Genomic DNA, 24690 nt, shown 5'->3' with positions numbered 1-24690 from the left:
GGACGTCACTATGACGTCCTTTTGTATTTCTACACATCCACTCCAGCCTTCGAATTATTTCCTTTCAAAGCGCTTATGTAAATTAACTCCAATGATAATTGAAATGCTAATCATTTTCATTTAAACTTTCTGTGTGTAATATATACAGGTAAGAATCCATGTACGTATGTCTTTGCGAAGCCATTACAGATAAACAAATTAGAGACGTTGCAAAAAAATATCAAGTGACGTCTCTAAAAGGTTTACGTCAAATCTTGCCTGTTGGGCGGGAGTGTGGAAAGTGTTTAAAGCAAGCGCGAGAAATCCTAGATGAAGAGTGTGCGATTTTAGCTGATATGTGTGCCATCAATGCTGCTTAGATCATAACTGTGAGTCAATTAGTAAAATTGAATTAATTACTTTTCGCAAAAATCTTGTGCGTGAAAATTACCCAGCTATCTATTTCAGTACTACACTTAAAGGACTGGAAGCGATGGAGGGTACAAATGAAAGGCGATAAAAAAATGATAGCCCATCTAAATAAATTGCTGGGCAATGAGTTGGTCGCAATTAATCAATATTTTTTGCATGCACGAATGTTTAAGAATTGGGGGCTCGATCGACTTAATGAGATGGAATATCATGAGTCAATTGATGAAATGAAGCACGCAGATAAGTATATTGAGCGTATTCTTTTTCTTGAAGGACTCCCAAATTTACAAGATTTAGGCAAGCTAAATATTGGTGAAGATGTTGAAGAAATGCTTAAGTCAGATTTAACGCTGGAGTTAGATGGTGCTAAAAATCTAAAAGATGCAATTCACTATGCGGATTCAATTCATGATTATGTGAGTCGTGATTTAATGATTGAGATACTTGCAGATGAAGAAAATCATATTGATTGGATTGAAACTCAGTTAGATTTACTCAATCGAATGGGCATCCAAAACTATATTCAAGCACAAATAAAAGTAGAGTAAGCTTGTATAGTCATCATTATCCATCGAAGGGCTTAGTTAAAACCTGAGCCCTTTTTTATTCAATTTTGAATGTCACCAGAAAATTCGCACATATTTTCCCCGATTGCTTGCGTTTCACCATGATTTACGTATAATGCGCGGGCTTACTGATGAGTAAGCCCTAGATTTTAGGACTGAAAAATCAGTATTGAGTTAACGATTTGTTACTCATTTAGACAATACTCCCGATTTGGGAGTTACATCAAGAACGATTACACTCTCCCATCAATCGAAATGGGTACGAGGAGTAATCATTTTACGTTTATAAATAGTTGGAGCTCTGGTCTCATGCAGAACCAAAGAATCCGTATCCGCCTGAAAGCTTTTGATCATCGTTTAATCGATCAATCAACTGCGGAAATCGTAGAGACTGCAAAGCGCACTGGTGCGCAAGTTCGTGGTCCTATCCCGCTGCCGACACGTAAAGAGCGCTTTACCGTTCTGATCTCTCCGCACGTTAATAAAGATGCGCGTGATCAATACGAAATTCGCACTCACAAACGTCTGGTTGACATCGTTGAGCCAACCGAAAAGACCGTTGATGCTCTGATGCGTCTGGACCTGGCTGCCGGCGTAGACGTGCAGATCAGCCTGGGTTAATCAGGTTGTCGAACGATTGAGAGGTTGAAACAATGATTGGTTTAGTCGGTAAGAAAGTGGGAATGACTCGTATCTTCACTGAAGATGGCGTTTCTATCCCTGTAACTGTTATCGAAATTGAAAATAACCGCGTTACTCAGGTTAAAACTGCAGAAACTGACGGTTATAATGCAATTCAGGTTACTACTGGTAGCAAAAAAGCTAACCGTGTAACTAAACCTGAAGCAGGTCATTTCGCTAAAGCTGGCGTTGAAGCTGGCCGTATACTGCGTGAATTCCGTATCGAAGAAGGTACAGAATTTAAAGCAGGTGAAAGCATTAGCGTTGAAATTTTCGCTGACGTAAAAAAAGTCGACGTTACTGGTACATCTAAAGGTAAAGGTTTTGCCGGCACAGTTAAGCGCTGGAATTTCCGTACTCAAGATGCTACACACGGTAACTCCTTGTCTCACCGCGTTCCGGGTTCTATCGGTCAGAACCAGACTCCGGGCAAAGTGTTCAAAGGCAAGAAAATGGCAGGCCAAATGGGTAATGAACGTGTAACTGTTCAAAGCTTAGATGTAGTACGTGTTGACGCTGAGCGCAACCTACTGCTGGTCAAAGGAGCTGTTCCAGGAGCAACTGGCAGCAACCTGATCGTAAAACCGGCTGTCAAGGCTTAACGTCGAGGAGATAGGAATGGAATTGGTAATGAAAGACGCGCAAAGCGCGCTGACTGTTTCCGAAACTACCTTCGGGCGTGATTTCAATGAAGCGCTTGTTCACCAAGTAGTGGTTGCATATGCAGCTGGTGCTCGTCAAGGTACTCGTGCTCAGAAAACTCGTGCTGAAGTTTCTGGTTCAGGTAAAAAACCATGGCGTCAAAAAGGCACTGGCCGTGCACGTGCTGGTTCAGTCAAGAGTCCAATTTGGCGCTCTGGTGGTGTTAGCTTCGCAGCTAAACCACAGGACCACAGTCAAAAAGTAAATAAAAAGATGTACCGTGGTGCTTTAAAAAGCATCTTATCTGAATTGGTACGTCAAGATCGTCTGATCGTTGTCGAACAGTTTTCTGTAGAAGCGCCTAAAACTAAGTTGCTGGCACAGAAATTGAAAGATATGGCTCTGGTAGATGTGCTGATCGTAACTGCAGAATTAGATGAAAATCTGTTCTTAGCGGCGCGTAACCTGTATAAGGTTGACGTTCGTGATGCAGCAGGTATCGACCCAGTTAGCCTGATTGCTTTCGACAAAGTGGTTATGACTGCTGATGCTGTGAAGCAAGTTGAGGAGATGCTGGCATGATCCGTGAAGAACGTCTGCTAAAAGTACTGCGTGCACCGCATGTATCTGAAAAAGCTTCTACAGCGATGGAAAAAACAAATACCATCGTTCTCAAAGTTGCGAAAGACGCGACTAAAGCAGAAATTAAAGCTGCTGTACAGAAACTGTTTGAAGTTGAAGTTGAAGGTGTTAACACTTTGCTGGTTAAAGGCAAAACTAAACGCCACGGTCAGCGTTCTGGTCGTCGTAGTGACTGGAAAAAAGCTTACGTTACGCTGAAAGAAGGCCAGAACTTGGACTTCATTAGCGGCGCAGAGTAAGTCGGAGGAGTAAAGAACAATGGCAGTTGTTAAATGTAAACCTACGTCTCCGGGCCGTCGCCACGTTGTTAAAGTGGTTAACCCAGAGCTGCATAAGGGAAAACCTTATGCACCACTGTTAGAAAAAATGAGCAAGTCCGGTGGTCGCAACAACAATGGCCGTATCACTACCCGTCACATCGGTGGTGGCCATAAGCAGCATTATCGTCTGGTTGACTTTAAACGCAACAAAGATGGTATTTCTGCAGTTGTTGAACGTTTGGAATATGATCCAAATCGTTCTGCGAACATCGCATTAGTTCTATATAAAGACGGTGAACGTCGTTATATTCTTGCACCAAAAGGCTTGAAAGCTGGTGACCAGATTCAATCTGGTGTTGATGCAGCAATCAAAGCTGGTAATACACTGCCTATGCGCAACATCCCTGTTGGTTCTACAGTTCATAATATCGAACTGAAACCAGGTAAAGGTGGACAGTTAGCGCGTTCAGCAGGTACTTACGCTCAAATCGTTGCTCGTGATGGTGCTTATGTCACCTTACGTCTGCGTTCTGGTGAAATGCGTAAAGTTTTAGTTGATTGCCGAGCGACCTTAGGTGAAGTTGGTAACGCTGAGCATATGTTACGTGTTCTGGGTAAAGCTGGTGCAAGTCGCTGGCGTGGTATTCGTCCTACCGTTCGTGGTACGGCGATGAACCCGGTTGATCACCCACATGGTGGTGGTGAAGGTCGTAACTTTGGTAAACACCCTGTAACACCTTGGGGCGTTCAAACCAAAGGTAAGAAAACTCGTAGCAACAAGCGTACTGATCAATTCATCGTACGTCATCGTTCTAAAAAATAATTAGAGGATAAGCCATGCCACGTTCTCTCAAGAAAGGTCCTTTCATTGACCTGCACTTGCTGAAGAAGGTAGAGAAAGCGGTGGAAAGCGGAGACAAGAAGCCTCTCAAGACTTGGTCCCGTCGTTCAACGATCTTTCCTAATATGATCGGATTGACCATCGCTGTCCATAATGGTCGTCAGCATGTTCCAGTTTTCGTAACCGATGAAATGGTTGGTCACAAACTGGGTGAATTCGCACCGACTCGCACTTATCGCGGCCATGCGGCAGATAAGAAAGCTAAGAAACGTTAAGGATAGGAGGAAGAGATGGAAACTTTAGCTATGCATCGCCACGCTCGTTCTTCTGCCCAGAAGGTTCGCTTAGTCGCCGACCTGATTCGCGGTAAGAAAGTGTCGCAAGCTCTGGAAATTCTAGCTTTTACCAACAAGAAAGCTGCTGGTTTAGTGAAGAAAGTACTTGAGTCTGCTATTGCTAACGCAGAGCAAAACGATGGCGCTGACATTGATGACCTGAAAGTTGCGAAAATATTCGTAGATGATGGTCCAACTATGAAACGCATCATGCCGCGTGCGAAAGGCCGTGCAGATCGTATTCTTAAGCGCACCAGCCACATTACAGTGGTTGTGTCCGATCGCTGAGACTCTGGAGACTAGCAATGGGTCAGAAAGTACATCCTAATGGTATTCGCCTGGGTATTGTCAAACCTTGGAACTCTACTTGGTATGCGAATACTAATGAATTCGCTGACAACCTAGACAGCGATTTTAAAGTACGCCAGTACTTGAATAAAGAATTGGCAAAAGCGTCAATTTCACGCATCGTTATCGAGCGTCCTGCAAAAAGCATTCGTGTAACTATTCACACTGCTCGCCCAGGTATCGTTATCGGTAAGAAAGGTGAAGACGTTGAAAAACTGCGTAAGAAAGTAGCGGATATCGCTGGCGTTCCTGCGCAAATCAATATCGCCGAAGTTCGTAAACCAGAACTAGACGCTAAGTTAGTTGCTGACAGCATCACTTCACAGCTGGAACGTCGTGTTATGTTCCGTCGTGCTATGAAGCGTGCAGTACAGAACGCTATGCGTTTAGGCGCTAAAGGTATTAAAGTTGAAGTCAGTGGCCGCTTAGGTGGTGCTGAAATCGCTCGTACCGAGTGGTATCGTGAAGGCCGTGTGCCACTGCACACATTACGTGCTGATATCGATTACAACACTTCAGAAGCGCACACCACGTATGGTGTACTCGGCGTTAAGGTATGGATCTTCAAAGGTGAGATTCTGGGTGGTATGGCTGCTGTTGAACAAGCTGAGAAACCAGCTGCTCAACCTAAAAAGCAGCAGCGTAAAGGCCGCAAGTAAGGAGAGTCGCTGATGTTACAACCAAAGCGTACAAAATTCCGTAAGGTGCACAAAGGCCGCAACCGTGGTCTAGCGCAAGGTACGGATGTTAGCTTCGGCACTTTCGGTCTTAAAGCTGTTGGCCGTGGTCGTCTGACTGCACGTCAGATCGAAGCGGCACGTCGTGCTATGACCCGTGCTATTAAGCGTCAAGGTAAAATCTGGATTCGCGTATTCCCAGACAAGCCAATCACAGAAAAGCCACTAGAAGTTCGTATGGGTAAAGGTAAAGGTAACGTAGAGTATTGGGTTGCCCTGATCCAGCCTGGTAAAGTCCTGTATGAAATGGACGGTGTGCCTGAAGAGCTGGCTCGTGAAGCATTCTCTCTGGCAGCAGCGAAACTGCCTATCAAAACCACCTTTGTAACTAAGACGGTGATGTAATGAAAGCAAAAGAGCTGCGCGAAAAAAGCGTAGAAGAGCTGAACACTGAACTACTGAACCTGCTGCGTGAGCAATTTAACCTGCGTATGCAAGCAGCAAGTGGTCAGTTACAACAGTCTCATCTAATGAAACAAGTGCGTCGCGATATCGCACGTGTGAAGACTTTACTAACTGAGAAGGCAGGTGCGTAATGAACGATAAAATCCGTACTCTGCAAGGTCGTGTAGTTAGCGATAAAATGGAGAAATCCATGGTTGTTGCTATCGAGCGTATGGTGAAACACCCTCTGTATGGTAAATTCATCCGTCGTACGACTAAATTGCACGTACATGACGAGAACAACGAATGTGGAATTGGTGACGTGGTTGAAATCCGCGAAACTCGTCCACTGTCTAAGACTAAGTCTTGGGCGTTGGTTCGCGTTGTAGAAAAAGCTGTTCTGTAATAGAATAGTCTTTTCTTGATAAGTAAACGGCTCTTTTTGTTTGAGCCGTTTATTTTTTCCTGTCCAACTCGAAGATGTGGTGTTATAATGCCGCGCCCTCGTAGTATGGGTATATTTGAACGGCCTCTTCATTTTGATGAGGTGGCTCAGTAGTAGTTGACATTTAGCGGAGCACTAAAATGATCCAAGAACAGACTATGCTGAACGTGGCCGACAACTCCGGTGCACGTCGCGTAATGTGTATCAAGGTTCTAGGTGGCTCGCACCGTCGCTACGCTCATGTAGGTGATGTCATTAAAATTACTGTCAAGGAAGCAATTCCACGCGGTAAAGTTAAAAAAGGTGATGTCCTGAAAGCGGTAGTGGTGCGCACCAAGAAGGGTGTACGTCGCCCTGACGGTTCTGTCATTCGCTTCGATAGTAATGCTTGTGTATTGTTGAATAACAATAGTGGGCAGGTAATCGGTACGCGTATTTTTGGGCCGGTAACTCGTGAACTTCGTAACGAGAAGTTTATGAAAATTATCTCTCTGGCACCTGAAGTACTCTAAGGAGCGAAATATGGCAGCGAAAATCCGTCGTGATGACGAAGTAATCGTGCTAACTGGGAAAGACAAAGGTAAGCGCGGTAAAATCAAACAGGTTATTTCTTCTGGTAAAGTTATCGTTGAAGGTATCAATCTGGTTAAAAAACATCAGAAGCCTGTACCGGCTCTGAACCAACCAGGTGGCATCGTTGAAAAAGAAGCGGCTATTCAAGTTTCTAACGTTGCAATCTTTAACGCGGCAACCGGTAAGGCTGACCGTGTAGGCTTTAGATTCGAAGACGGCAAAAAAGTCCGTTTCTTCAAATCTAACAGTGAAACTATCAAGTAATTTTTGGAGTATACGATGGCGAAACTGCATGATTACTATAAAGACGAAGTAGTCAATAAACTCATGACTGAGTTTAGCTACACTTCTGTCATGCAAGTCCCTCGGGTCGAGAAGATCACCCTGAATATGGGTGTTGGTGAAGCAATTGCTGACAAAAAACTGCTGGATAATGCAGCAGCTGATTTAACAGCAATTTCTGGTCAAAAACCGTTGATCACCAAAGCACGCAAATCTGTTGCAGGCTTCAAAATCCGTCAGGGCTATCCAATCGGCTGTAAAGTGACTCTGCGTGGCGAACGCATGTGGGAGTTCCTTGAACGTCTGATTTCTATTGCTGTACCACGTATTCGTGACTTCCGCGGCTTGCCTGCTAAGTCATTTGATGGTCATGGTAACTACAGCATGGGTGTACGTGAACAAATCATCTTCCCTGAAATCGATTACGATAAAGTGGATCGTGTACGTGGTTTAGATATTACTATCACCACTACAGCGAAATCAGATGATGAAGGTCGCGCACTGTTAGCAGCGTTCAACTTCCCGTTCCGCAAGTAAGGCAGGGTACTCATGGCTAAGAAGTCTATGAAAGCGCGCGATGTTAAACGTGCTAAATTAGCTGAGAAGTTCTTCGCAAAACGCGTAGAATTGAAAGCTATCATCTCCGATGTTAAAGCATCTGATGAAGATCGCTGGGACGCTGTTCTCAAACTGCAAACACTGCCACGTGATTCAAGTCCTTCTCGTCAGCGTAACCGCTGTCGTCAAACTGGGCGTCCGCATGGTTTCCTGCGGAAATTTGGTCTGAGCCGTATTAAAGTCCGTGAAGCCGCTATGCGCGGTGAAATCCCGGGCCTTAAAAAGGCAAGTTGGTAATTCCATTTGAATCACGGGAGTAAAGACAGATGAGCATGCAAGATCCCATCGCGGATATGCTGACCCGTATCCGTAACGGTCAAGCCGCAAATAAAGTTGCGGTCACCATGCCTTCCTCCAAGCTGAAAGTGGCTATTGCCAACGTGCTGAAGGAAGAAGGCTATATTGAAGATTTTAAAATCGAAGGCGACATCAAGCCAGAATTGGAAATTACTTTACGTTATTTCCAAGGTAAGGCTGTCGTAGAAACTATTCAGCGTATAAGCCGACCTAGTCTGCGCATCTATAAGAAAAAAGATGAGCTACCAAAAGTTATGGCTGGTTTAGGTATCGCTGTTATTTCTACCTCTAAAGGTGTCATGACTGATCGTGCAGCTCGCCAAGCCGGTCTTGGTGGCGAGATTCTCTGCTACGTAGCTTAATTCGGGAGGAAAGAATGTCTCGTGTGGCAAAAGCACCCGTCGTCATTCCTGCCGGCGTAGAGGTAAAACTCAACGGTCAGGTTATTTCGATTAAGGGTAAAAACGGCGAGCTTACTCGTACTATCCATAAAGCAGTTGAAGTTAAACATGAAGATGGCCACTTAACTTTCGGTCCACGCGAAGGTTTTGAAGATGCTTGGGCACAGGCGGGTACATCTCGCTCACTGCTTAACTCAATGGTTGTTGGTGTTACCGAAGGCTTCACTAAAAAACTTCAACTGGTAGGTGTTGGTTACCGTGCAGCAATCAAAGGCGATGCAGTAAGCTTGTCTTTAGGTTTCTCGCATCCGGTTGAACACGCACTACCAGCAGGCATTACTGCTGAATGCCCAACACAAACTGAAATCGTACTGAAAGGTGCGGATAAGCAAGTGATTGGTCAGGTTGCAGCAGAATTGCGTGCTTACCGTCGTCCTGAACCTTATAAAGGTAAAGGTGTTCGTTACGCCGATGAAATCGTGCGTACCAAAGAGGCTAAGAAGAAGTAAGGTAACACTATGGATAAGAAAGCAGCTCGTATCCGTCGTGCGACCCGCGCACGCCGCAAGATCCAAGAGTTGGGTGCAACTCGCCTGGTGGTACATCGTACCCCTCGTCATATTTATGCGCAGGTTATAGCACCTAACGGTTCTGAAACATTGGTTGCAGCTTCTACAGTAGAAAAAGCCATCAATGAGCAAGTGAAATTCACTGGAAACAGAGATGCAGCAGCAGCAGTTGGTAAATTAATTGCTGAGCGCGCATTGGAAAAAGGCATCAAAGTTATTGCTTTTGACCGTTCTGGTTTCCAATATCATGGTAGAGTCCAGGCACTGGCAGATGCTGCCCGTGAAGCTGGCCTTCAGTTCTAAGGTAGAGGTGTAAGATGGCTCACATCGAGAAACAAGCTGGCGAACTGCAGGAAAAGCTGATCGCGGTAAACCGCGTAGCAAAAACCGTTAAAGGTGGCCGTATTTTCAGCTTTACCGCACTAACAGTAGTTGGTGATGGTAACGGTCGCGTTGGTTTTGGCTACGGCAAAGCGCGCGAAGTTCCGGCAGCAATCCAGAAAGCGATGGAAAAAGCCCGTCGCAGTATGAAAACCGTTGCTCTAAACAACGGCACATTGTTCCACCCTGTGAAAGGTACACACACTGGTTCTCGTGTGTTTATGCAACCTGCTCACGAAGGTACCGGTATTATTGCCGGCGGTGCAATGCGTGCGGTGTTAGACGTAGCTGGAGTTCGCAACGTACTGGCTAAAACCTATGGTTCCACAAACCCAATCAACGTGGTTCGTGCAACACTGGATGCTTTAGACAGCATGAAGTCTCCAGAGATGGTCGCAGCTAAGCGTGGAAAATCCGTCGAAGAAATTCTGGGGTAATCGGCCATGGCTAAGACTATTAAAATTACACAAGTTCGCAGTTCAATTGGTCGTTTGCCTAAGCATAAGGCAACTCTGACTGGTTTAGGCCTGCGCCGCATTGGTCATACCGTAGAGCGTGAGGATACTCCCGCTGTCCGTGGTATGGTCAACTTGGTTTCCTACATGGTTAAAGTTGAGGAGTAAGAGATGCATTTAAATACTCTGTCTCCGGCTGAAGGTGCCAAGCATGCGCCTAAACGCGTAGGTCGTGGTATTGGTTCTGGTCTCGGTAAAACCGGCGGCCGTGGTCACAAGGGTCAGAAATCTCGTTCTGGCGGTGGCGTACGTCGTGGTTTTGAAGGTGGCCAGATGCCTTTATATCGTCGTTTGCCGAAATTCGGCTTCACTTCACGTAAAGCAATGATCACTGCTGAGATTCGTCTCTCTGATTTTACTGCTGTTGAAGGCGATGTTATTGATCTGAACGCACTGAAAGCCGCGAACGTTGTTGGTATCCAGATTGAATATGCGAAAGTTATTTTGTCTGGCGAAGTGAATCGTGCAGTTACTGTACGTGGCCTTCGTGTTACTAAAGGTGCTCGCGCTGCAATCGAAGCTGCCGGCGGTAAAATTGAGGAATAAGTGACAGATGGCTAAACAACCAGGATTAGATTTCCAAAGTGCCAAAGGCGGTGCTGGCGAACTTAAACGCAGACTTTTGTTTGTAATAGGGGCGCTAATTGTATTCCGAATTGGTTCTTTTATTCCAATCCCTGGTATTGATGCCACTGTGCTTGCCAAATTGCTCGAACAGCAACAAGGCACCATCATTGAAATGTTTAATATGTTCTCTGGTGGTGCTCTCAGCCGTGCTTCTATCTTTGCTTTGGGTATCATGCCGTATATTTCAGCATCGATTATTATCCAATTATTGTCTGTGGTTAATCCACGACTAGCAGAGATAAAAAAGGAAGGGGAAGCAGGCCGTCGGAAGATAAGCCAATATACTCGTTGGGGTACTCTGGTATTAGCAATATTCCAATCTATTGGTATTGCGATGGGTCTACCGAATATGCCAGGAATGCAAGGATTAGTTATTGATCCGGGTCTTCCATTCTACTTCACGGCAGTTGTTAGCTTAGTCACTGGTACCATGTTTCTAATGTGGTTAGGTGAACAGATTACTGAAAGAGGTATCGGAAACGGTATTTCAATCATTATCTTTGCGGGTATCGTTGCGGGTTTACCGCCGGCCATTGGCCATACCATCGAGCAAGCTCGGCAGGGCGATCTGCACTTCCTCCTGTTGCTGTTGGTTGCGGTGTTAGTATTCGCGGTGACTTTCTTTGTTGTATTTATGGAACGTGGTCAACGTCGTATTGTCGTTAACTATGCCAAACGTCAACAGGGACGCCGTGTTTATGCTGCACAAAGTACACATTTACCGTTAAAAGTGAATATGGCGGGTGTAATTCCTGCAATTTTCGCTTCCAGTATCATACTATTCCCGGGTACAATAGCGTCTTGGTTTGGTGATGGAACTGGATGGGACTGGCTGACTACAATTTCTATGTATTTACAGCCGGGACAACCGTTATATGTATTACTTTATGCATCTGCGATCATCTTCTTCTGTTTCTTCTATACAGCGTTGGTTTTCAACCCTAGAGAAACAGCAGATAACCTGAAGAAGTCCGGTGCATTTGTACCAGGAATTCGTCCGGGAGAGCAAACGGCCAAGTACATTGATAAGGTAATGACCCGTCTAACATTAGTCGGTGCACTTTATATTACCTTCATCTGCCTAATCCCGGAGTTCATGCGTGACGCAATGAAAGTACCTTTCTATTTTGGTGGTACTTCCCTGTTAATCGTGGTTGTTGTTATCATGGACTTTATGGCTCAAGTGCAAACTCTTATGATGTCAAGTCAGTATGAGTCTGCATTGAAGAAAGCAAATCTGAAGGGTAAGTAATCTCTTACTTTAAAATTGATCTGCTAAGAAGTTACGGAGAGTAAAAATGAAAGTTCGTGCTTCCGTCAAGAAATTATGCCGTAATTGCAAAATTATCCGTCGCCATGGTAGCGTTCGTGTGATTTGTAGTGTTGAGCCAAGACATAAACAACGTCAAGGCTAAGAAAAAGCATTTTTTTCTTGCAAAGTTGGGTTGAGCTGGCTAAATTAGCCAGCCAATCTTTTTATCTAAGATACATTATTGTTTGAGTATCCTGAAAACGGGCTTTTCGGCACAATAATGTATATTTTAACTTAGGAGTGCATAGTGGCCCGTATAGCAGGCATTAACATTCCTGATCATAAACATACTGTAATCGCTTTAACATCGATTTTCGGTATCGGCAAAACTCGTTCACAGGCTATCTGTGAAGCAACTGGTATTGCTGAAAATGTTAAGATCAGTGAGCTGTCTGAAGAACAAATCGACAAGCTGCGTGACGAAGTTGCCAAGTATGTGGTGGAAGGTGACCTACGTCGTGAAATTACCCTGAGCATCAAGCGTCTTTTAGACCTTGGATGTTATCGTGGTTTACGTCATCGTCGTGGTCTTCCTGTGCGCGGACAGCGTACTAAGACTAACGCTCGTACCCGCAAGGGTCCGCGTAAGCCGATCAAGAAATAATCGGGGTATTGAATAATGGCAAAGGCACCAGTTCGTGCACGTAAGCGTGTAAGAAAGCAAGTTTCAGACGGTGTGGCTCATGTCCATGCCTCTTTCAACAACACAATCGTTACTATTACAGATCGTCAAGGTAACGCATTAGGTTGGGCAACTGCCGGTGGTTCCGGTTTCCGTGGTTCTCGTAAATCCACTCCGTTTGCAGCTCAGGTTGCAGCAGAGCGTTGCGCAGAAGCAGTGAAAGAATACGGAATCAAAAACCTGGAAGTTATGGTTAAAGGGCCGGGTCCGGGCCGCGAATCAACAATTCGCGCTCTGAACGCCGCTGGTTTCCGCATCACTAATATTACTGATGTGACTCCTATCCCTCATAACGGTTGTCGCCCACCGAAGAAACGTCGCGTTTAATACGTTCCGTTTTTAGGACTGTTGGAGAAAGAAAATGGCTAGATATTTGGGTCCAAAGCTCAAGCTGAGCCGTCGCGAAGGAACAGACCTCTTTTTGAAGTCTGGCGTCCGCGCGATTGACACCAAGTGTAAATTAGATCAGGCTCCTGGCCAGCACGGTGCGCGTAAACCGCGTCTGTCTGACTATGGTGTTCAGTTACGTGAAAAGCAAAAAGTTCGTCGTACATACGGTGTTCTTGAGCGTCAATTCCGGAACTATTATAAAGAAGCAACGCGTCTGAAAGGCAACACAGGTGAAAACCTGCTGACTTTGCTAGAAGGTCGTCTTGACAACGTAGTTTACCGTATGGGCTTCGGCGCAACTCGCGCAGAATCACGTCAAATGGTTAGCCATAAAGCTATCATGGTAAATGGTCGCGTAGTTAATATTGCTTCTTATCAGGTTTCCCCGAATGACGTTATCAGCGTTCGTGAGAAAGCGAAAAAACAGTCTCGTATTAAGGCTGCTTTAGAGCTGGCTGAACAGCGTGAGAAGCCAACTTGGCTGGAAGTTGATGTTGCTAAAATGGAAGGTGTGTTCAAACGTATTCCTGAACGTACTGACTTGTCTGCGGACATTAACGAACACCTGATCGTCGAGCTTTACTCCAAGTAAAGCTTAGCACCAAAGAGAGGACACAATGCAGGGTTCTGTGACAGAGTTTCTAAAACCGCGCCTGGTAGATATCGAGCAAGTGAGTTCGACGCACGCTAAGGTGACCCTTGAGCCTTTAGAGCGTGGCTTTGGCCATACTCTTGGTAACGCACTGCGCCGTATTCTGCTTTCGTCTATGCCGGGTTGTGCGGTGACAGAGGTTGAGATTGATGGTGTACTGCATGAGTACAGCACTAAAGAAGGTGTACAGGAAGATATCCTGGAGATTCTCCTCAACCTGAAAGGGCTGGCGGTAAAAGTTCAGGGGAAAGATGAAGTTATTTTAACCTTGAATAAATCTGGCATTGGCCCTGTGACTGCAGCCGATATCATCCATGATGGAGATGTCGAAATCGTCAAGCCACAGCACATTATCTGCCACCTTACTGACGAAAGTGCGTCTATTAATATGCGCATCAAAGTTCAGCGTGGTCGTGGTTATGTGCCGGCTTCTGCCCGAGTACATTCGGAAGAAGATGAGCGCCCAATCGGTCGTTTATTAGTCGATGCTTGCTACAGCCCTGTAGAGCGTATTGCCTACAATGTTGAAGCAGCTCGTGTTGAACAACGTACTGACTTGGATAAGTTAGTTATCGAAATGGAAACTAACGGTACAATCGATCCTGAAGAGGCGATTCGCCGTGCAGCGACCATTCTGGCTGAACAACTTGAAGCTTTTGTTGATTTACGTGATGTACGTCAACCAGAAATTAAAGAAGAAAAACCAGAATTCGATCCTATCTTACTGCGCCCAGTTGACGATCTGGAATTGACTGTCCGCTCTGCTAACTGCCTCAAAGCAGAAGCTATCCACTACATCGGTGATCTCGTACAGCGTACAGAAGTTGAGTTGCTTAAAACACCTAACCTCGGTAAGAAATCTCTTACTGAAATTAAGGATGTCTTGGCATCTCGCGGTTTGTCTCTGGGCATGCGCTTAGAAAATTGGCCGCCAGCTAGTATTGCTGACGATTAAGATCACAGGTTAAGGTTTTACTGAGAAGGATAAGGTCATGCGCCATCGTAAGAGTGGTCGTCAATTGAACCGCAACAGCAGCCACCGCCAAGCTATGTTCCGCAACATGGCAGGTTCTTTAGTTCGTCATGAAATCATCAAGACGACTCTGCCTAAAGCGAAAGAACTGCGTCGCGTCGTTGAGCCGCTGATTACTCTTGCCAAGACCGACAGCGTAGCTAATCGTCGTCTGGCATTCGCCCGTACTCGTGATAACGAGATCGTGGCAAAATTATTTAATGAACTGGGACCTCGTTTCGCAGCTCGTGCTGGTGGTTACACTCGTATTCTTAAGTGTGGACACCGTACAGGCGACAACGCTCCGATGGCTTACATCGAGCTTGTTGACCGTGCTGTAGAGTCTCAAGAAGCTACTGCAGAGTAATCTGTAATTGCTTTCAGGAAAACCGGGTATATTGCCCGGTTTTTTTGTACCTGCTATTCTTACCTTTCATATTGATTTCTTACTACCCTTGAATCTCCTTTAATAAAGCCATATCTATAGGTGGAATATAATGAATATGTATAAAATTGGTCAAATCGCAAAACTTGCAGATGTCACCCCTGATACAATACGCTTTTATGAAAAGCAAGGTTTGATGGGGCATAAAGAAAGGACTGAAGGCGGTTATAGATTATTTACGGAACATGATTTACAACGATTACGTTTTATTCGTTATGCTAAACAGCTAGGATTTACATTAGAGACGATTACGGAATTACTTTCAATTCGTGTAGATCCTGAGCACCATACGTGTCAGGAATCTAAGTATATCGTTGACCTCAGATTACTTGAAGTTGAAAAAAAAATTCAAGAGCTTATTATTATGCGAGATTCATTGAAAATGTTAAGTTCGGTATGTTGTGGAAATGAGCATGCAACGACATATTGTTCAATTATGGAAATTCTTGAAAAAGGTGCGTCAAAAATTTATTAAGTTAAATTTAATCTTAAAGGAACATTATTATGAGTAAATATCAGCACAAACGTGGTGAAATAAAAGATAATGCGATCGAAGCGTTATTGCATGACCCATTATTTCGGCAAAGAATTGAAAAAAATAAAAAAGGAAAAGGAAGTTATCATCGTAAAGGAAAAAATAATAAAGCGAGTAACTGGGAGGCCAGTGATAATACGTATATTAACTTATTATCACTGGCTTTTTAGTTATTTCTTATTCTGTTCTTTTAATAAATCACGAATTTCTGATAACAACACTTCTTCTGAAGATGGAGCCGGTGGTTCTGTTGGAGTGGCTTCTTCTTTTTCGCGACGGACTTTATTCATCACTTTAATTGCCATAAATATAGCAAAAGCGACGATAACAAAGTCAAAAATAGTTTGAATAAAAATACCGTAGTTCAGTACAACTGCTGGCAATCCTTCCTGTGCAGCTCTCAGCACTACACTGAATTGTTTAAAATCAACCCCGCCTATGAGCAAACCAAGCGGAGGCATGATGATATCCGCAACTAATGATGAAACAATCTTACCAAATGCTGCACCGATGATAATACCGACAGCCATATCCACTACATTGCCCTTCATGGCAAATTCGCGGAACTCTTTTAAAAAACTCATTTGACGACCCCTTAATAAATAACTCAGTTGCTACAAAATATATATCTGGTTAACAAATTATAGTATCTAGAATAATTAAGCTGCAAATATTTACTGATTTTTTATTATTATAAAAAGAAGGGGCTTGGTTGGAATAATTTTTCCACATCGGGTACATATTTTTTATCTGTAATAAACATGATGACATGGTCGCCTTGCTCAATAATATGATAGTCGCTAGCAATAATAACTTCGTCTTCTCTCACAATTGCGCCAATAATGGTACCTGGTGGAAGTTTTATTTCAGATATTTTTTTACCTACGACTTTTGATGTATTTTCATCACCATGAGCGATTGCTTCTATTGCTTCCGCAACACCTCGTCTCAATGACGATACACTTACAATATCGGCTTTTCTTACATGACCTAATAGGGCCGAAATTGTAGCTTGTTGTGGTGAAACGGCGATATCAATAACACCGCCTTGGACTAATTCAACATAAGCAGACCGTTGTATTAAAACCATGGCTTTTTTGGCGCCCATTTTTTTGGCTAACATCGCTGACATAATATTAGCTTCGTCATCATTGGTCACCGCGATAAATACGTCCATTTGCTCAATATGCTCTTCTGTTAATAACTCTTGATCAGAAGCATCGCCATAAAATACGATAGTGTCATGAAGTAGTTCAGCCAGTTCGGTAGCTCTATGCTGATTTCTCTCAATTAATTTAACACTGTAGTCTTTTTCAAGTCTTCGAGCTAAACCTGCTCCAACATTACCTCCACCGACAATCATTAGACGTTTATAGGGTTTCTCTAAACGTTGTAGTTCACTCATCACTGCACGAATATGTTGTGTAGATGCAACAAAGAACACTTCATCCCCAGCTTCAATAATGGTTGAACCCTGTGGTCGGATTGGCCTATCTTGACGAAAAATCGCAACAACGCGGGTATCAATGTGTGGCATATGTTCGCGTAAACTTGAAAGTGCATTTCCGACAAGAGAGCCACCGTAGTAAGCTTTAACTGCCACTATGCTCACTTTACCTTCGGCAAAATTAACGACTTGAAGTGCTCCTGGGTATTGAATGAGCTTATAGATATAGTCGATAACTAACTGTTCTGGCGAAATTAAATAATCAATCGGGATCTGTTCAGGTAAAAATAGCTTATCTGCTTCGCGAATATATTCTGTAGCTCTAATACGCGCAATTTTATTTGGTGTATTAAATAGGCTATATGCAATTTGGCATGCAATCATGTTGGTTTCATCAGAATTAGTGACGGCAACTAACATATCGGCATCCTCCGCTCCAGCATCCCGAAGCACTCGGGGATGAGAACCATGTCCATTAACAACACGTAGATCAAATTGATCTTGAAGCTGGCGTAAGCGATCTGCATCGGTATCAACGACAGTGATATCATTGTTCTCGTCTACTAAATTTTCAGCGAGTGTGCCGCCAACTTGTCCTGCACCTAGAATAATGATCTTCATTGCATATTCCTATATCAGGGGGATTATTGCTTATGCCTATACTTGTTTTTTGAAGCGTGCATAGAAAAAACCATCGCCGCCTGTTGCGGTAGGGAGTACCTGTAAGCCCGCTTTAGTTCCATCATTTAGGCATGCATCATTGTGTTTAGCCAGAAAACTTTGTACTTGTAGGCTGTTTTCTTCAGGCATTATTGAGCAAGTTGCATAAAGGAGGGTTCCCCCAGGTTTGAGGTAAGGCCAAACTGCATCTAATATTTTTGCTTGTAGTTGAGCAAGCTCATTAATATCAGAATCACGTCTCAACCATTTAATATCTGGATGACGGCGGATGACGCCTGTTGCAGAGCAAGGTGCATCGAGAAGAATTCTGTCAAACTGTTGATTTTGTGCCCATTCTTCTGGTTTAGTACCATCTCCTTGAACAACGCTCGCATGTTGTTTGAGCCTTTTTAGATTTTCTTTAACACGTTTCAGACGAAATTCATCGATATCGACAGCAAGAACGCTTGCTTTAGGTGCTAATTCTAAAATATGGGTTGTTTTACCACCGGGTGCAGCACATAGATCGAGGATATGTTCGCCATCAAGAGGTTGGAGAAGTTCTGCACAGCCTTGAGCCGAAACATCTTGCACTGTTGACCAGCCCTCTTCAAATCCGGGAAGCCTAGTTACTGCTGTTGGCTCTTCAAGACGAATGGCACTTGGATGTGTTGGATGTAGATGAGCTTGAATTTCATCTTGTTCAAGAAGCTCAAGATATTGCTGAGCACTATGGTGTTGGGAATTAACTCTCAACCACATTGGTGGCCTTTGGTTATTCGCATCAACTATAGATTGCCAGTCATCGGGATATGTTCCCTGTAAACGGCTTAATAACCAACTTGGATGTAAATATTGGCTGCTATTATTGCTACTACGTTCTTCTAATTGAACTTGCTGACGTAAAAAAGAGCGCAAAACGCCATTCACAAGGCCTTTTAGTTGTGGGCGTTTTAATGCAACTGCGCCATTCACCGTTTCAGCTAATGCGGCATGTGGTGGGATACGCGTATAAAGTAGCTGATATATACCCACCATAATCAAATAATGTAGTGTTCTTTGTTTTCCTGTTAATGGTTTTTCCATTAATTGGCTTATAAACCATTCAAGCTTGGGAAGGTAGCGCAAAACACCGAAGCAAATCTCTTGTAATAGAGATTTATCTTTATCATTTATATTGCGTTGTAATTCAGGTAAAACCGTACTTAAGGATTGTCCATTATCAAGAACCTGACTAATGGCGGTAGCTGCGATACTACGCAAATTATATGTATTTTTCATAATTAGTGGTGAGTCTATTGGTTGCTAAAATAGAGACTGAAATAACCTGCCTGTATTTTAAATCAGGCAAGTTACCGATATTTAGTCTAGTAGTAGTTCTGGGGTGAACCATTCGCGACGTGAATTGAGCAAATCTTGTGCGCTCATTGCTTTTTTACCTGGGGGCTGTAGCTGGGTGATATTGAGGATCCCACTTCCTGTCGCAATGGATATGCCTTTCTTATCTGCGCTAATAATCGTTCCTGGTTGTTTATTATGCTGATCTGTAATTACTTCGGCGTGCCAAACTTTAATTAATTGCTCTTGGACCATGAAATAACTCATTGGCCAAGGGTTAAAGGCTCGAATACAACGCTCGATATGTTCAGCTGGTTGCAGCCAATCGATACGAGCTTCTTCTTTGGATAGCTTTTCTGCGTAGTTAGCTAATGTATCATCTTGTTTTTCAGGCGTGCATTTTCCAGATGATAGCATGTCTACGGTATGGATAAGTGCTTCAGGTCCTGTAATGGCCAGTTTGTCATACAAGGTTGCGCTAGTATCTTCTGCGGTAATAGGCAAAGTGGCTTTATATAACATATCACCAGTATCGAGGCCTGCATCCATTTGCATAATAGTTACACCCGTCTCATGGTCGCCTGCCCAAATAGCACGTTGGATTGGTGCGGCTCCTCGCCAACGGGGTAATAAAGATCCATGGACATTAAAGCAACCTAAGCGAGGTATATCTAAAACAGCCTGTGGCAGAATTAAGCCATAAGCGACAACAATCATTAAATCTGCGTCTTGGTCTTTAATCCATTGTTGATTCGCTGTATCTCTTAGCGTAATCGGTTGGAATACAGGGATATCGTGTTCTTCAGCCAGTATTTTTACAGGGCTAGATGTTAATTTTTTACCTCTACCTGCGGGTTTATCATGGCGAGTGAGTACACCAACGATTTGGTGTTTGGTTTTAAGTAACGCAGCTAAATGCTTTGCAGCAAAATCAGGCGTACCCGCAAAGATAATTTTTAATGGTTGTGACACGTTTCTTTCCCTGTTTATATTTATCAAATTAGCTATTTTTGGCTTCTTTGGCTCTCTGTCTATCCAGTTTTTCGACTTTTTGGCGGATACGTTGACGCTTCAACGGAGATAAATAATCTACAAACAGTTTACCAACGAGGTGATCCATTTCATGTTGAATACAGATAGCTAAGAGCCCATCTGCATCTAGTTCAAATGACTCACCATTATAGTTGAGAGCACGAACTTTGACGTGTTCAGCTCTTGGAACAAAACCATGCTGTTCCGGTATAGATAGACAACCTTCTTCAATTCCGGTTTCCCCTGATTTGTCGAGTAACTCAGGATTAATAAGCACAAGGCGTTCATCACGTGATTCAGATACATCAATGACGATAATGCGCTGGTGGATATCAACTTGAGTCGCTGCAAGCCCAATGCCTTCCTCTTCATACATGGTATCGAACATATCATCGATAATACGCTGGATTGAGGCATCAACTTTTTCGACTGGCTTCGCAACTGTGCGTAAGCGCTCGTCTGGATAATGTAATACGTTTAATACTGACATAAATTTTTCGAGCGGTATCCAAAATGTGAATGGGAATTAATGCCTATTCTAGACATTTATCCGTCATATTGACAGTATTGGTTATGATTTGTTCACTGAATAATGTGCGAACCAATAAGTCAGGATGACGAAATGAATGAACAGGAAATTTGGTTACGGATGTCACAGGTAAGTCGGGTCTCTCCCACGAAAGTGATAAAGATAATTCACGAACTAAAACAGGGAAATAGGGTTAGTAATACAGTATTACAAGGGTATGGATTAAATGAAATACAAAGCTTACAGTTTCTTAATGTACCCATACAGCGGATTAACATCGCGTTAAGGTGGTTAGATGATGCACACAATAAAATGGTTAAATTTATCGACCCGCAATATCCATATTTACTAAAGCAGATTCATTACCCACCACTTTTACTGTTTGTTATTGGAAAAAGCGAATTACTGGCAGCGTCACAAATTGCGATTATTGGTAGTCGTCAGGCGAGTGAATATGGTCGGAGGTGGACGGATACTTTTGTAAAAGCATTTATAAATTTTGGTTTAACCATTACCAGTGGGCTTGCGTTAGGTATTGATGGCATTAGCCATAAATCTGCATTAGAAAACCAAGGTCATACAATTGCTATTTTAGGAAGCGGGCTCGCACATATTTATCCAAAGCAGCATCATTTTTTAGCGGAACAAATCAAACAAGAGGGTTTATTAGTGTCTGAATATTTACCGGATACTCCCCCATTACCAAAACAATTTCCTAGACGTAACCGAATAATTAGCGGCTTAAGCAAGGCGATTGTTGTTATTGAAGCAGGAATGAAAAGTGGTTCATTAATAACAGCTCGCTATGCGATTGAGCAAAATAGGGATTTATTTACGTTACCAGCTCCACTTGGTAACAGTGCATTTAGCGGGAATCATTGGTTATTACAGCAAGGTGCTTATTTATTAATAGAACCTGAAGATATACTACAACACCTAGAATGCGGCCTAAATTGGATGCAAACAGAATTAGAGATAGAAGATGAACCAGTGCTTGAGTTTAATCTGACAGAAAATAAAATTTTAGGTATGGTTGAATACCAAGTAACCCCAGTAGATGTGATAGCGGATAAAATACAAATGCCTATTACCCAAATAATCGCGATTTTGACTGAAATGGAAATTAATGGGCTTATTACATCTACTGCTGGTGGATATATTAGAGTTAGTTAAGAGAAAAAAATGTCGAAGCAATTGCCTTTTGATACAGAAAAAAATGAGTACTGTCCTGAATGCAACGCCTTGCTTGTCATTCGTAATGGTGTACATGGACCTTTTTTAGCCTGCTCTGGTTATCCTGACTGCAATTATGTACGGCCTTTACGTGCAGTGGTAGAAAGTCATGTAATTAAAGTATTAGAGGGACAATGTTGTCCTAAATGTGGTCATGATTTAGTATTAAAGCAGGGACGATTTGGCATGTTTATAGGCTGTAGTCACTACCCTGAGTGTGAACATACTGAGCAAATTGATAAACCAGACGAAACACAAGTGCCATGTCCACAATGTCAAAAAGGTAACCTTTTACAAAGAAAATCCCGCTTTGGTAAGACTTTTTACGCTTGTGATAATTACCCTAACTGCCAGTTTATCATCAATAATAAGCCAATTGAGGGTAAGTGTAAGCATTGCGAATATCCATTACTTATGGAAAAAAGGGGTAGTCAGGGAGTAAAATTGTTTTGTGCCAGCAAACGCTGTGGCAAACCACAAGAATAATGAGCTAAAACTATGCAAAATAAATCTACACCTGCAATTGACTGTATTATCGAATCACTTAAACAAGAAAATGTTATTGCTTATCCAACTGAAGCTGTTTTTGGTCTCGGTTGTGACCCCGATAGTGAAATCGCGGTTAACAAATTATTAGCGCTTAAACAGCGACCTTGGCAAAAAGGATTGATTCTTATCGCTGATAGCTATGAGCAATTAACAAATTATGTTGATGATAGCCAGCTAACAAAAGAACAAAAAGAGGTTATGTTTGCAAGCTGGCCAGGGCCTGTGACATGGGTGATCCCTGCAAAAATCACAACACCAAAATGGTTAACAGGCCAATTTGACACGCTCGCTGTGAGAGTCACAGATCACCAATTAGTGAAAGTACTTTGTGAAAAATACGGTAAGCCGATTGTTTCAACGAGTGCTAATTTAAGTGGTTTAGAGCCTTGCCGAACAACAGCGGAAGTTCTAGAACAATTTAAAGATAGTGTTCCAGTTCTTGATGGGCAAGTGAGTGGACGACTGAATCCTTCAGAAATTAAAGATGCTAAAACTGGGCAATTATATCGTAAAGGATAAAGATTAAATGGGAATGTTTGCGGTTTTTGGAAACCCAATTCAGCACAGTAAATCACCCTCAATACATAAAATGTTTGCTGAGCAGACCGGTATTTTACTTGGATATGAAAAAATATTAGCGCCAATTAATAGCTTTGAGCAGTGCTTAGCGGATTTTTTCTTACAGGGTGGAAAAGGTGCAAATATTACATTGCCATTTAAAGAGAAAGCCTTTCACGCGGTTTCTGAATTAACGGATAGAGCCCAACTTTGTGGGGCGGTTAATACCGTGATGAAACTTGATGATAACAGCTTACTTGGTGATAACACTGATGGAATGGGATTATTGTTGGATCTTCAACGGCTCGCGTTTATTCACTCTAGCAGCAAAGTATTAATTATTGGTGCTGGTGGAGCAACGCGAGGAGCATTACTCCCTCTTTTAGAATTTGGTTGTGATGTCACTCTTACAAATCGAACATATTCTAAAACCGAAGCACTAGTTAAGCAGTTTTCTACATTAGGTAAAATTCAAGGTAAGGAGATCGAACAGATCGTATCTTCGAGCTTTGATCTGATTATTAATGCAACATCATCTGGCATTAACGGTGAGATCCCTGCAATTAGTCCTAGTATTTTCGCGCCTAATGTCGCGTGCTATGACATGTTCTATCAAAAAGAGCTCACGCCTTTTTTATTATTTGCCCGTGAGAACAAAGTAACCAAAGTAGCAGATGGATTGGGAATGCTAGTGGGACAAGCCGCATTCTCTTTTAAGCTTTGGCATGGGATCCTGCCTGAGATTCTTCCGGTATTGTCTATGTTACAGAATGAGTTAAAAGGATGAACCAAGCTATTCAGTTCCCTGATAGAGAAGAGTGGGATGCACTAGCCGGTAGAGTATGCTTTCCTGTCTTAATTAGCGGAATGCTTGCAGAATGTATTGTATCAGAATCACTTTTATATAGGCGATATGGACGAGGCGAGGCTGCTCTTATTATATTTCAACAGAATCGTTGGGATATAGAAGAGGAATTCGAGGCCTTGATTGAACAAGATCTCGAATGTGAGTGCTATATGTTACTAGAAGATAAATATTTATTTTTCCATTCAACATAATTATTTGCTGAATAACGTAAATGAGCGATTTCTTTATCTGTTAATTTTCTGATGGCTTTGGCTGGGCTACCAACATATAGGTAGCCTGATGCTAATTTCTTGCCTTGAGTAACTAAGCTATTAGCACCGATGACAACATCATCTTCAATTATTGCGCCATCAATCACAATCGATCCCATTCCAACTAATACTCGATTGCCGATAATGCATCCATGTAACATGACTTTATGTCCTATCGTGACGTCTTCACCAATAATTAAAGGGTTACCTTCCGGGTTATTAGCGGATTTATGCGTCACATGTAAGACTGAGCCATCTTGTATGTTAGTACGAGCACCAATAGATATATAGTTAACATCACCACGTAGAACGGATAGAGGCCAGATGCTAACATCTTCGGCTAAGCGTACATCGCCGATTACAACTGAAGATGGGTCAATAAAGACACTTGCAGCTACAGTTGGATAAATATCGAGGTAAGGTCGTAAGAATTTGTTCATATTAGTAGCCATAAAAATAGGTAGATAGATAAGGTAGCAAAAGAATAGCCAGTTAGTGAATTATCAATAGGTTAAAATAAAAGCATCAGGTTTGAAGTATAACGGAAAATGCGTTGTTTTTATAACCATTCTGAGGGTAAAAAAAGCATAGTGATGATTTTATCTGCAAACGGTGTTTTTTTTAAAAAAAAAGGTTGTGTAA

At 42.8% G+C, this 24690-nt stretch carries 43 protein-coding genes; 37 read left to right on the top strand and 6 right to left on the bottom strand.

Annotated features, from left to right (window positions below; genetic code table 11):
• Positions 1-158 precede the first annotated feature (158 nt).
• From bfd to M998_RS09650, 32 genes are all read left to right on the top strand, one after another.
• Positions 159-359: a bacterioferritin-associated ferredoxin gene (gene bfd, locus M998_RS09805; protein WP_068908636.1), complete on the top strand. Its 201-nt coding sequence runs from the start codon at positions 159-161 to the stop codon at positions 357-359.
• 126 nt (positions 360-485) lie between these two features.
• The gene (gene bfr, locus M998_RS09800; protein WP_068437174.1) at positions 486-959 is read left to right on the top strand and encodes a bacterioferritin; all 474 of its coding nucleotides are present in this window, start codon (positions 486-488) and stop codon (positions 957-959) included.
• Positions 960-1286: 327 nt separating this feature from the next.
• Positions 1287-1598, top strand: coding sequence for a 30S ribosomal protein S10 (rpsJ, locus tag M998_RS09795; RefSeq protein ID WP_001181005.1), 312 nt, complete (start codon positions 1287-1289; stop codon positions 1596-1598).
• 32 nt (positions 1599-1630) lie between these two features.
• A complete protein-coding gene (gene rplC, locus M998_RS09790) occupies positions 1631-2260 on the top strand; it encodes a 50S ribosomal protein L3 (RefSeq protein WP_068437177.1) in 630 nt (209 codons plus the stop codon).
• A gap of 16 nt (positions 2261-2276) precedes the next feature.
• Complete coding sequence (gene rplD, locus M998_RS09785; protein WP_068437181.1) at positions 2277-2882, top strand: 50S ribosomal protein L4; 606 nt, start codon at positions 2277-2279, stop codon at positions 2880-2882.
• On the top strand, positions 2879-3181 hold the full coding sequence (rplW, locus tag M998_RS09780) for a 50S ribosomal protein L23 (RefSeq protein ID WP_068437185.1): 303 nt from the start codon (positions 2879-2881) through the stop codon (positions 3179-3181). The genes rplD and rplW overlap by 4 nt, the downstream gene beginning before the upstream one ends.
• A 19-nt stretch (positions 3182-3200) precedes the next feature.
• Positions 3201-4025 (top strand): 50S ribosomal protein L2, encoded by an 825-nt coding sequence (rplB, locus tag M998_RS09775; protein WP_068437187.1) that lies wholly within the window; start codon positions 3201-3203, stop codon positions 4023-4025.
• A gap of 14 nt (positions 4026-4039) precedes the next feature.
• Positions 4040-4318: a 30S ribosomal protein S19 gene (rpsS, locus tag M998_RS09770; protein WP_004265426.1), complete on the top strand. Its 279-nt coding sequence runs from the start codon at positions 4040-4042 to the stop codon at positions 4316-4318.
• Positions 4319-4333: 15 nt separating this feature from the next.
• On the top strand, positions 4334-4666 hold the full coding sequence (gene rplV, locus M998_RS09765) for a 50S ribosomal protein L22 (RefSeq protein ID WP_068437188.1): 333 nt from the start codon (positions 4334-4336) through the stop codon (positions 4664-4666).
• A gap of 17 nt (positions 4667-4683) precedes the next feature.
• Positions 4684-5385: a 30S ribosomal protein S3 gene (rpsC, locus tag M998_RS09760; protein ID WP_068437191.1), complete on the top strand. Its 702-nt coding sequence runs from the start codon at positions 4684-4686 to the stop codon at positions 5383-5385.
• Positions 5386-5397: 12 nt separating this feature from the next.
• Positions 5398-5808 (top strand): 50S ribosomal protein L16, encoded by a 411-nt coding sequence (rplP, locus tag M998_RS09755; RefSeq protein ID WP_004265436.1) that lies wholly within the window; start codon positions 5398-5400, stop codon positions 5806-5808.
• Complete coding sequence (rpmC, locus tag M998_RS09750; RefSeq protein WP_068437194.1) at positions 5808-5999, top strand: 50S ribosomal protein L29; 192 nt, start codon at positions 5808-5810, stop codon at positions 5997-5999. Before rplP ends, rpmC begins: the two co-directional genes overlap by 1 nt.
• The gene (rpsQ, locus tag M998_RS09745) at positions 5999-6253 is read left to right on the top strand and encodes a 30S ribosomal protein S17 (protein WP_068437196.1); all 255 of its coding nucleotides are present in this window, start codon (positions 5999-6001) and stop codon (positions 6251-6253) included. The genes rpmC and rpsQ overlap by 1 nt, the downstream gene beginning before the upstream one ends.
• Before the next feature lie 179 nt (positions 6254-6432).
• On the top strand, positions 6433-6804 hold the full coding sequence (rplN, locus tag M998_RS09740) for a 50S ribosomal protein L14 (protein ID WP_068437198.1): 372 nt from the start codon (positions 6433-6435) through the stop codon (positions 6802-6804).
• Positions 6805-6814: 10 nt separating this feature from the next.
• Entirely contained in the window at positions 6815-7129 is a 315-nt protein-coding gene (gene rplX / locus M998_RS09735; RefSeq protein WP_068437201.1) for a 50S ribosomal protein L24, read from the top strand.
• Between the two features lie 15 nt (positions 7130-7144).
• Positions 7145-7684: a 50S ribosomal protein L5 gene (rplE, locus tag M998_RS09730; protein ID WP_068437204.1), complete on the top strand. Its 540-nt coding sequence runs from the start codon at positions 7145-7147 to the stop codon at positions 7682-7684.
• A 12-nt stretch (positions 7685-7696) separates the two neighbouring features.
• Positions 7697-8002 carry a 30S ribosomal protein S14 gene (gene rpsN, locus M998_RS09725; RefSeq protein ID WP_004265458.1) on the top strand — a complete coding sequence of 102 codons (306 nt, stop codon included), beginning with the start codon at positions 7697-7699 and terminating at the stop codon, positions 8000-8002.
• A 29-nt stretch (positions 8003-8031) separates the two neighbouring features.
• Positions 8032-8424, top strand: coding sequence for a 30S ribosomal protein S8 (gene rpsH, locus M998_RS09720; RefSeq protein ID WP_068437206.1), 393 nt, complete (start codon positions 8032-8034; stop codon positions 8422-8424).
• Between the two features lie 14 nt (positions 8425-8438).
• Positions 8439-8972: a 50S ribosomal protein L6 gene (gene rplF / locus M998_RS09715; protein ID WP_068437209.1), complete on the top strand. Its 534-nt coding sequence runs from the start codon at positions 8439-8441 to the stop codon at positions 8970-8972.
• 9 nt (positions 8973-8981) lie between these two features.
• A complete protein-coding gene (gene rplR / locus M998_RS09710; RefSeq protein WP_068437222.1) occupies positions 8982-9335 on the top strand; it encodes a 50S ribosomal protein L18 in 354 nt (117 codons plus the stop codon).
• A gap of 14 nt (positions 9336-9349) precedes the next feature.
• Complete coding sequence (rpsE, locus tag M998_RS09705) at positions 9350-9850, top strand: 30S ribosomal protein S5 (protein WP_068437224.1); 501 nt, start codon at positions 9350-9352, stop codon at positions 9848-9850.
• 6 nt (positions 9851-9856) lie between these two features.
• A complete protein-coding gene (rpmD, locus tag M998_RS09700; RefSeq protein ID WP_008913894.1) occupies positions 9857-10036 on the top strand; it encodes a 50S ribosomal protein L30 in 180 nt (59 codons plus the stop codon).
• A 3-nt stretch (positions 10037-10039) separates the two neighbouring features.
• Complete coding sequence (gene rplO / locus M998_RS09695) at positions 10040-10474, top strand: 50S ribosomal protein L15 (RefSeq protein ID WP_068908634.1); 435 nt, start codon at positions 10040-10042, stop codon at positions 10472-10474.
• A 7-nt stretch (positions 10475-10481) separates the two neighbouring features.
• Positions 10482-11807: a preprotein translocase subunit SecY gene (gene secY, locus M998_RS09690; RefSeq protein ID WP_004265481.1), complete on the top strand. Its 1326-nt coding sequence runs from the start codon at positions 10482-10484 to the stop codon at positions 11805-11807.
• 46 nt (positions 11808-11853) lie between these two features.
• Positions 11854-11970, top strand: coding sequence for a 50S ribosomal protein L36 (gene rpmJ, locus M998_RS09685; RefSeq protein WP_006816323.1), 117 nt, complete (start codon positions 11854-11856; stop codon positions 11968-11970).
• Between the two features lie 144 nt (positions 11971-12114).
• Positions 12115-12471 (top strand): 30S ribosomal protein S13, encoded by a 357-nt coding sequence (gene rpsM / locus M998_RS09680; protein WP_068437228.1) that lies wholly within the window; start codon positions 12115-12117, stop codon positions 12469-12471.
• A 15-nt stretch (positions 12472-12486) separates the two neighbouring features.
• The gene (gene rpsK / locus M998_RS09675) at positions 12487-12876 is read left to right on the top strand and encodes a 30S ribosomal protein S11 (protein WP_004138423.1); all 390 of its coding nucleotides are present in this window, start codon (positions 12487-12489) and stop codon (positions 12874-12876) included.
• 34 nt (positions 12877-12910) lie between these two features.
• Positions 12911-13531 carry a 30S ribosomal protein S4 gene (rpsD, locus tag M998_RS09670; protein ID WP_068437230.1) on the top strand — a complete coding sequence of 207 codons (621 nt, stop codon included), beginning with the start codon at positions 12911-12913 and terminating at the stop codon, positions 13529-13531.
• A gap of 25 nt (positions 13532-13556) precedes the next feature.
• Positions 13557-14546 carry a DNA-directed RNA polymerase subunit alpha gene (locus tag M998_RS09665; protein ID WP_068437232.1) on the top strand — a complete coding sequence of 330 codons (990 nt, stop codon included), beginning with the start codon at positions 13557-13559 and terminating at the stop codon, positions 14544-14546.
• A 37-nt stretch (positions 14547-14583) separates the two neighbouring features.
• Complete coding sequence (gene rplQ / locus M998_RS09660; RefSeq protein ID WP_068437237.1) at positions 14584-14970, top strand: 50S ribosomal protein L17; 387 nt, start codon at positions 14584-14586, stop codon at positions 14968-14970.
• Positions 14971-15106: 136 nt separating this feature from the next.
• On the top strand, positions 15107-15523 hold the full coding sequence (gene zntR / locus M998_RS09655; protein WP_068437265.1) for a Zn(2+)-responsive transcriptional regulator: 417 nt from the start codon (positions 15107-15109) through the stop codon (positions 15521-15523).
• A 29-nt stretch (positions 15524-15552) separates the two neighbouring features.
• Entirely contained in the window at positions 15553-15753 is a 201-nt protein-coding gene (locus tag M998_RS09650) for an alternative ribosome-rescue factor A (RefSeq protein ID WP_068908632.1), read from the top strand.
• Here the strand turns inward: M998_RS09650 and mscL are convergent, their stop codons facing one another.
• The 5 genes from mscL to def form a co-directional block, all read right to left on the bottom strand.
• Positions 15754-16167, bottom strand: coding sequence for a large-conductance mechanosensitive channel protein MscL (gene mscL / locus M998_RS09645; RefSeq protein WP_068437240.1), 414 nt, complete (start codon positions 16165-16167; stop codon positions 15754-15756).
• 107 nt (positions 16168-16274) lie between these two features.
• Entirely contained in the window at positions 16275-17651 is a 1377-nt protein-coding gene (gene trkA, locus M998_RS09640) for a Trk system potassium transporter TrkA (protein ID WP_068437241.1), read from the bottom strand.
• A 36-nt stretch (positions 17652-17687) separates the two neighbouring features.
• Positions 17688-18971: a 16S rRNA (cytosine(967)-C(5))-methyltransferase RsmB gene (gene rsmB / locus M998_RS09635; protein WP_068437242.1), complete on the bottom strand. Its 1284-nt coding sequence runs from the start codon at positions 18969-18971 to the stop codon at positions 17688-17690.
• Positions 18972-19052: 81 nt separating this feature from the next.
• On the bottom strand, positions 19053-20000 hold the full coding sequence (fmt, locus tag M998_RS09630; RefSeq protein ID WP_068908630.1) for a methionyl-tRNA formyltransferase: 948 nt from the start codon (positions 19998-20000) through the stop codon (positions 19053-19055).
• Positions 20001-20028: 28 nt separating this feature from the next.
• Positions 20029-20550, bottom strand: coding sequence for a peptide deformylase (gene def / locus M998_RS09625; RefSeq protein ID WP_068437246.1), 522 nt, complete (start codon positions 20548-20550; stop codon positions 20029-20031).
• Positions 20551-20682: 132 nt separating this feature from the next.
• Between def and dprA the strand changes: the two genes are divergently transcribed.
• Genes dprA through M998_RS09600 form a run of 5 tightly spaced genes read left to right on the top strand, consistent with a single transcriptional unit; the run spans position 20683 to position 23988 of the window.
• Positions 20683-21762: a DNA-processing protein DprA gene (dprA, locus tag M998_RS09620; RefSeq protein WP_068908629.1), complete on the top strand. Its 1080-nt coding sequence runs from the start codon at positions 20683-20685 to the stop codon at positions 21760-21762.
• Between the two features lie 9 nt (positions 21763-21771).
• Positions 21772-22308 (top strand): DNA topoisomerase family protein, encoded by a 537-nt coding sequence (locus tag M998_RS09615; RefSeq protein ID WP_068437251.1) that lies wholly within the window; start codon positions 21772-21774, stop codon positions 22306-22308.
• Positions 22309-22320: 12 nt separating this feature from the next.
• Entirely contained in the window at positions 22321-22890 is a 570-nt protein-coding gene (gene tsaC / locus M998_RS09610; protein WP_068437254.1) for an L-threonylcarbamoyladenylate synthase type 1 TsaC, read from the top strand.
• A gap of 7 nt (positions 22891-22897) precedes the next feature.
• Complete coding sequence (gene aroE / locus M998_RS09605) at positions 22898-23716, top strand: shikimate dehydrogenase (RefSeq protein ID WP_068437257.1); 819 nt, start codon at positions 22898-22900, stop codon at positions 23714-23716.
• Positions 23713-23988 (top strand): DUF1488 family protein, encoded by a 276-nt coding sequence (locus M998_RS09600; RefSeq protein ID WP_068437260.1) that lies wholly within the window; start codon positions 23713-23715, stop codon positions 23986-23988. Before aroE ends, M998_RS09600 begins: the two co-directional genes overlap by 4 nt.
• Here M998_RS09600 and M998_RS09595 read toward each other — a convergent pair.
• Positions 23943-24488, bottom strand: coding sequence for a gamma carbonic anhydrase family protein (locus tag M998_RS09595; protein WP_068437263.1), 546 nt, complete (start codon positions 24486-24488; stop codon positions 23943-23945). The genes M998_RS09600 and M998_RS09595 overlap by 46 nt on opposite strands.
• Positions 24489-24690 lie beyond the last annotated feature (202 nt).

Source organism: Providencia heimbachae ATCC 35613 (genome assembly GCF_001655055.1).
Lineage (GTDB): Bacteria > Pseudomonadota > Gammaproteobacteria > Enterobacterales > Enterobacteriaceae > Providencia > Providencia heimbachae.
This window is presented reverse-complemented; position numbering and strand designations above follow the sequence as displayed.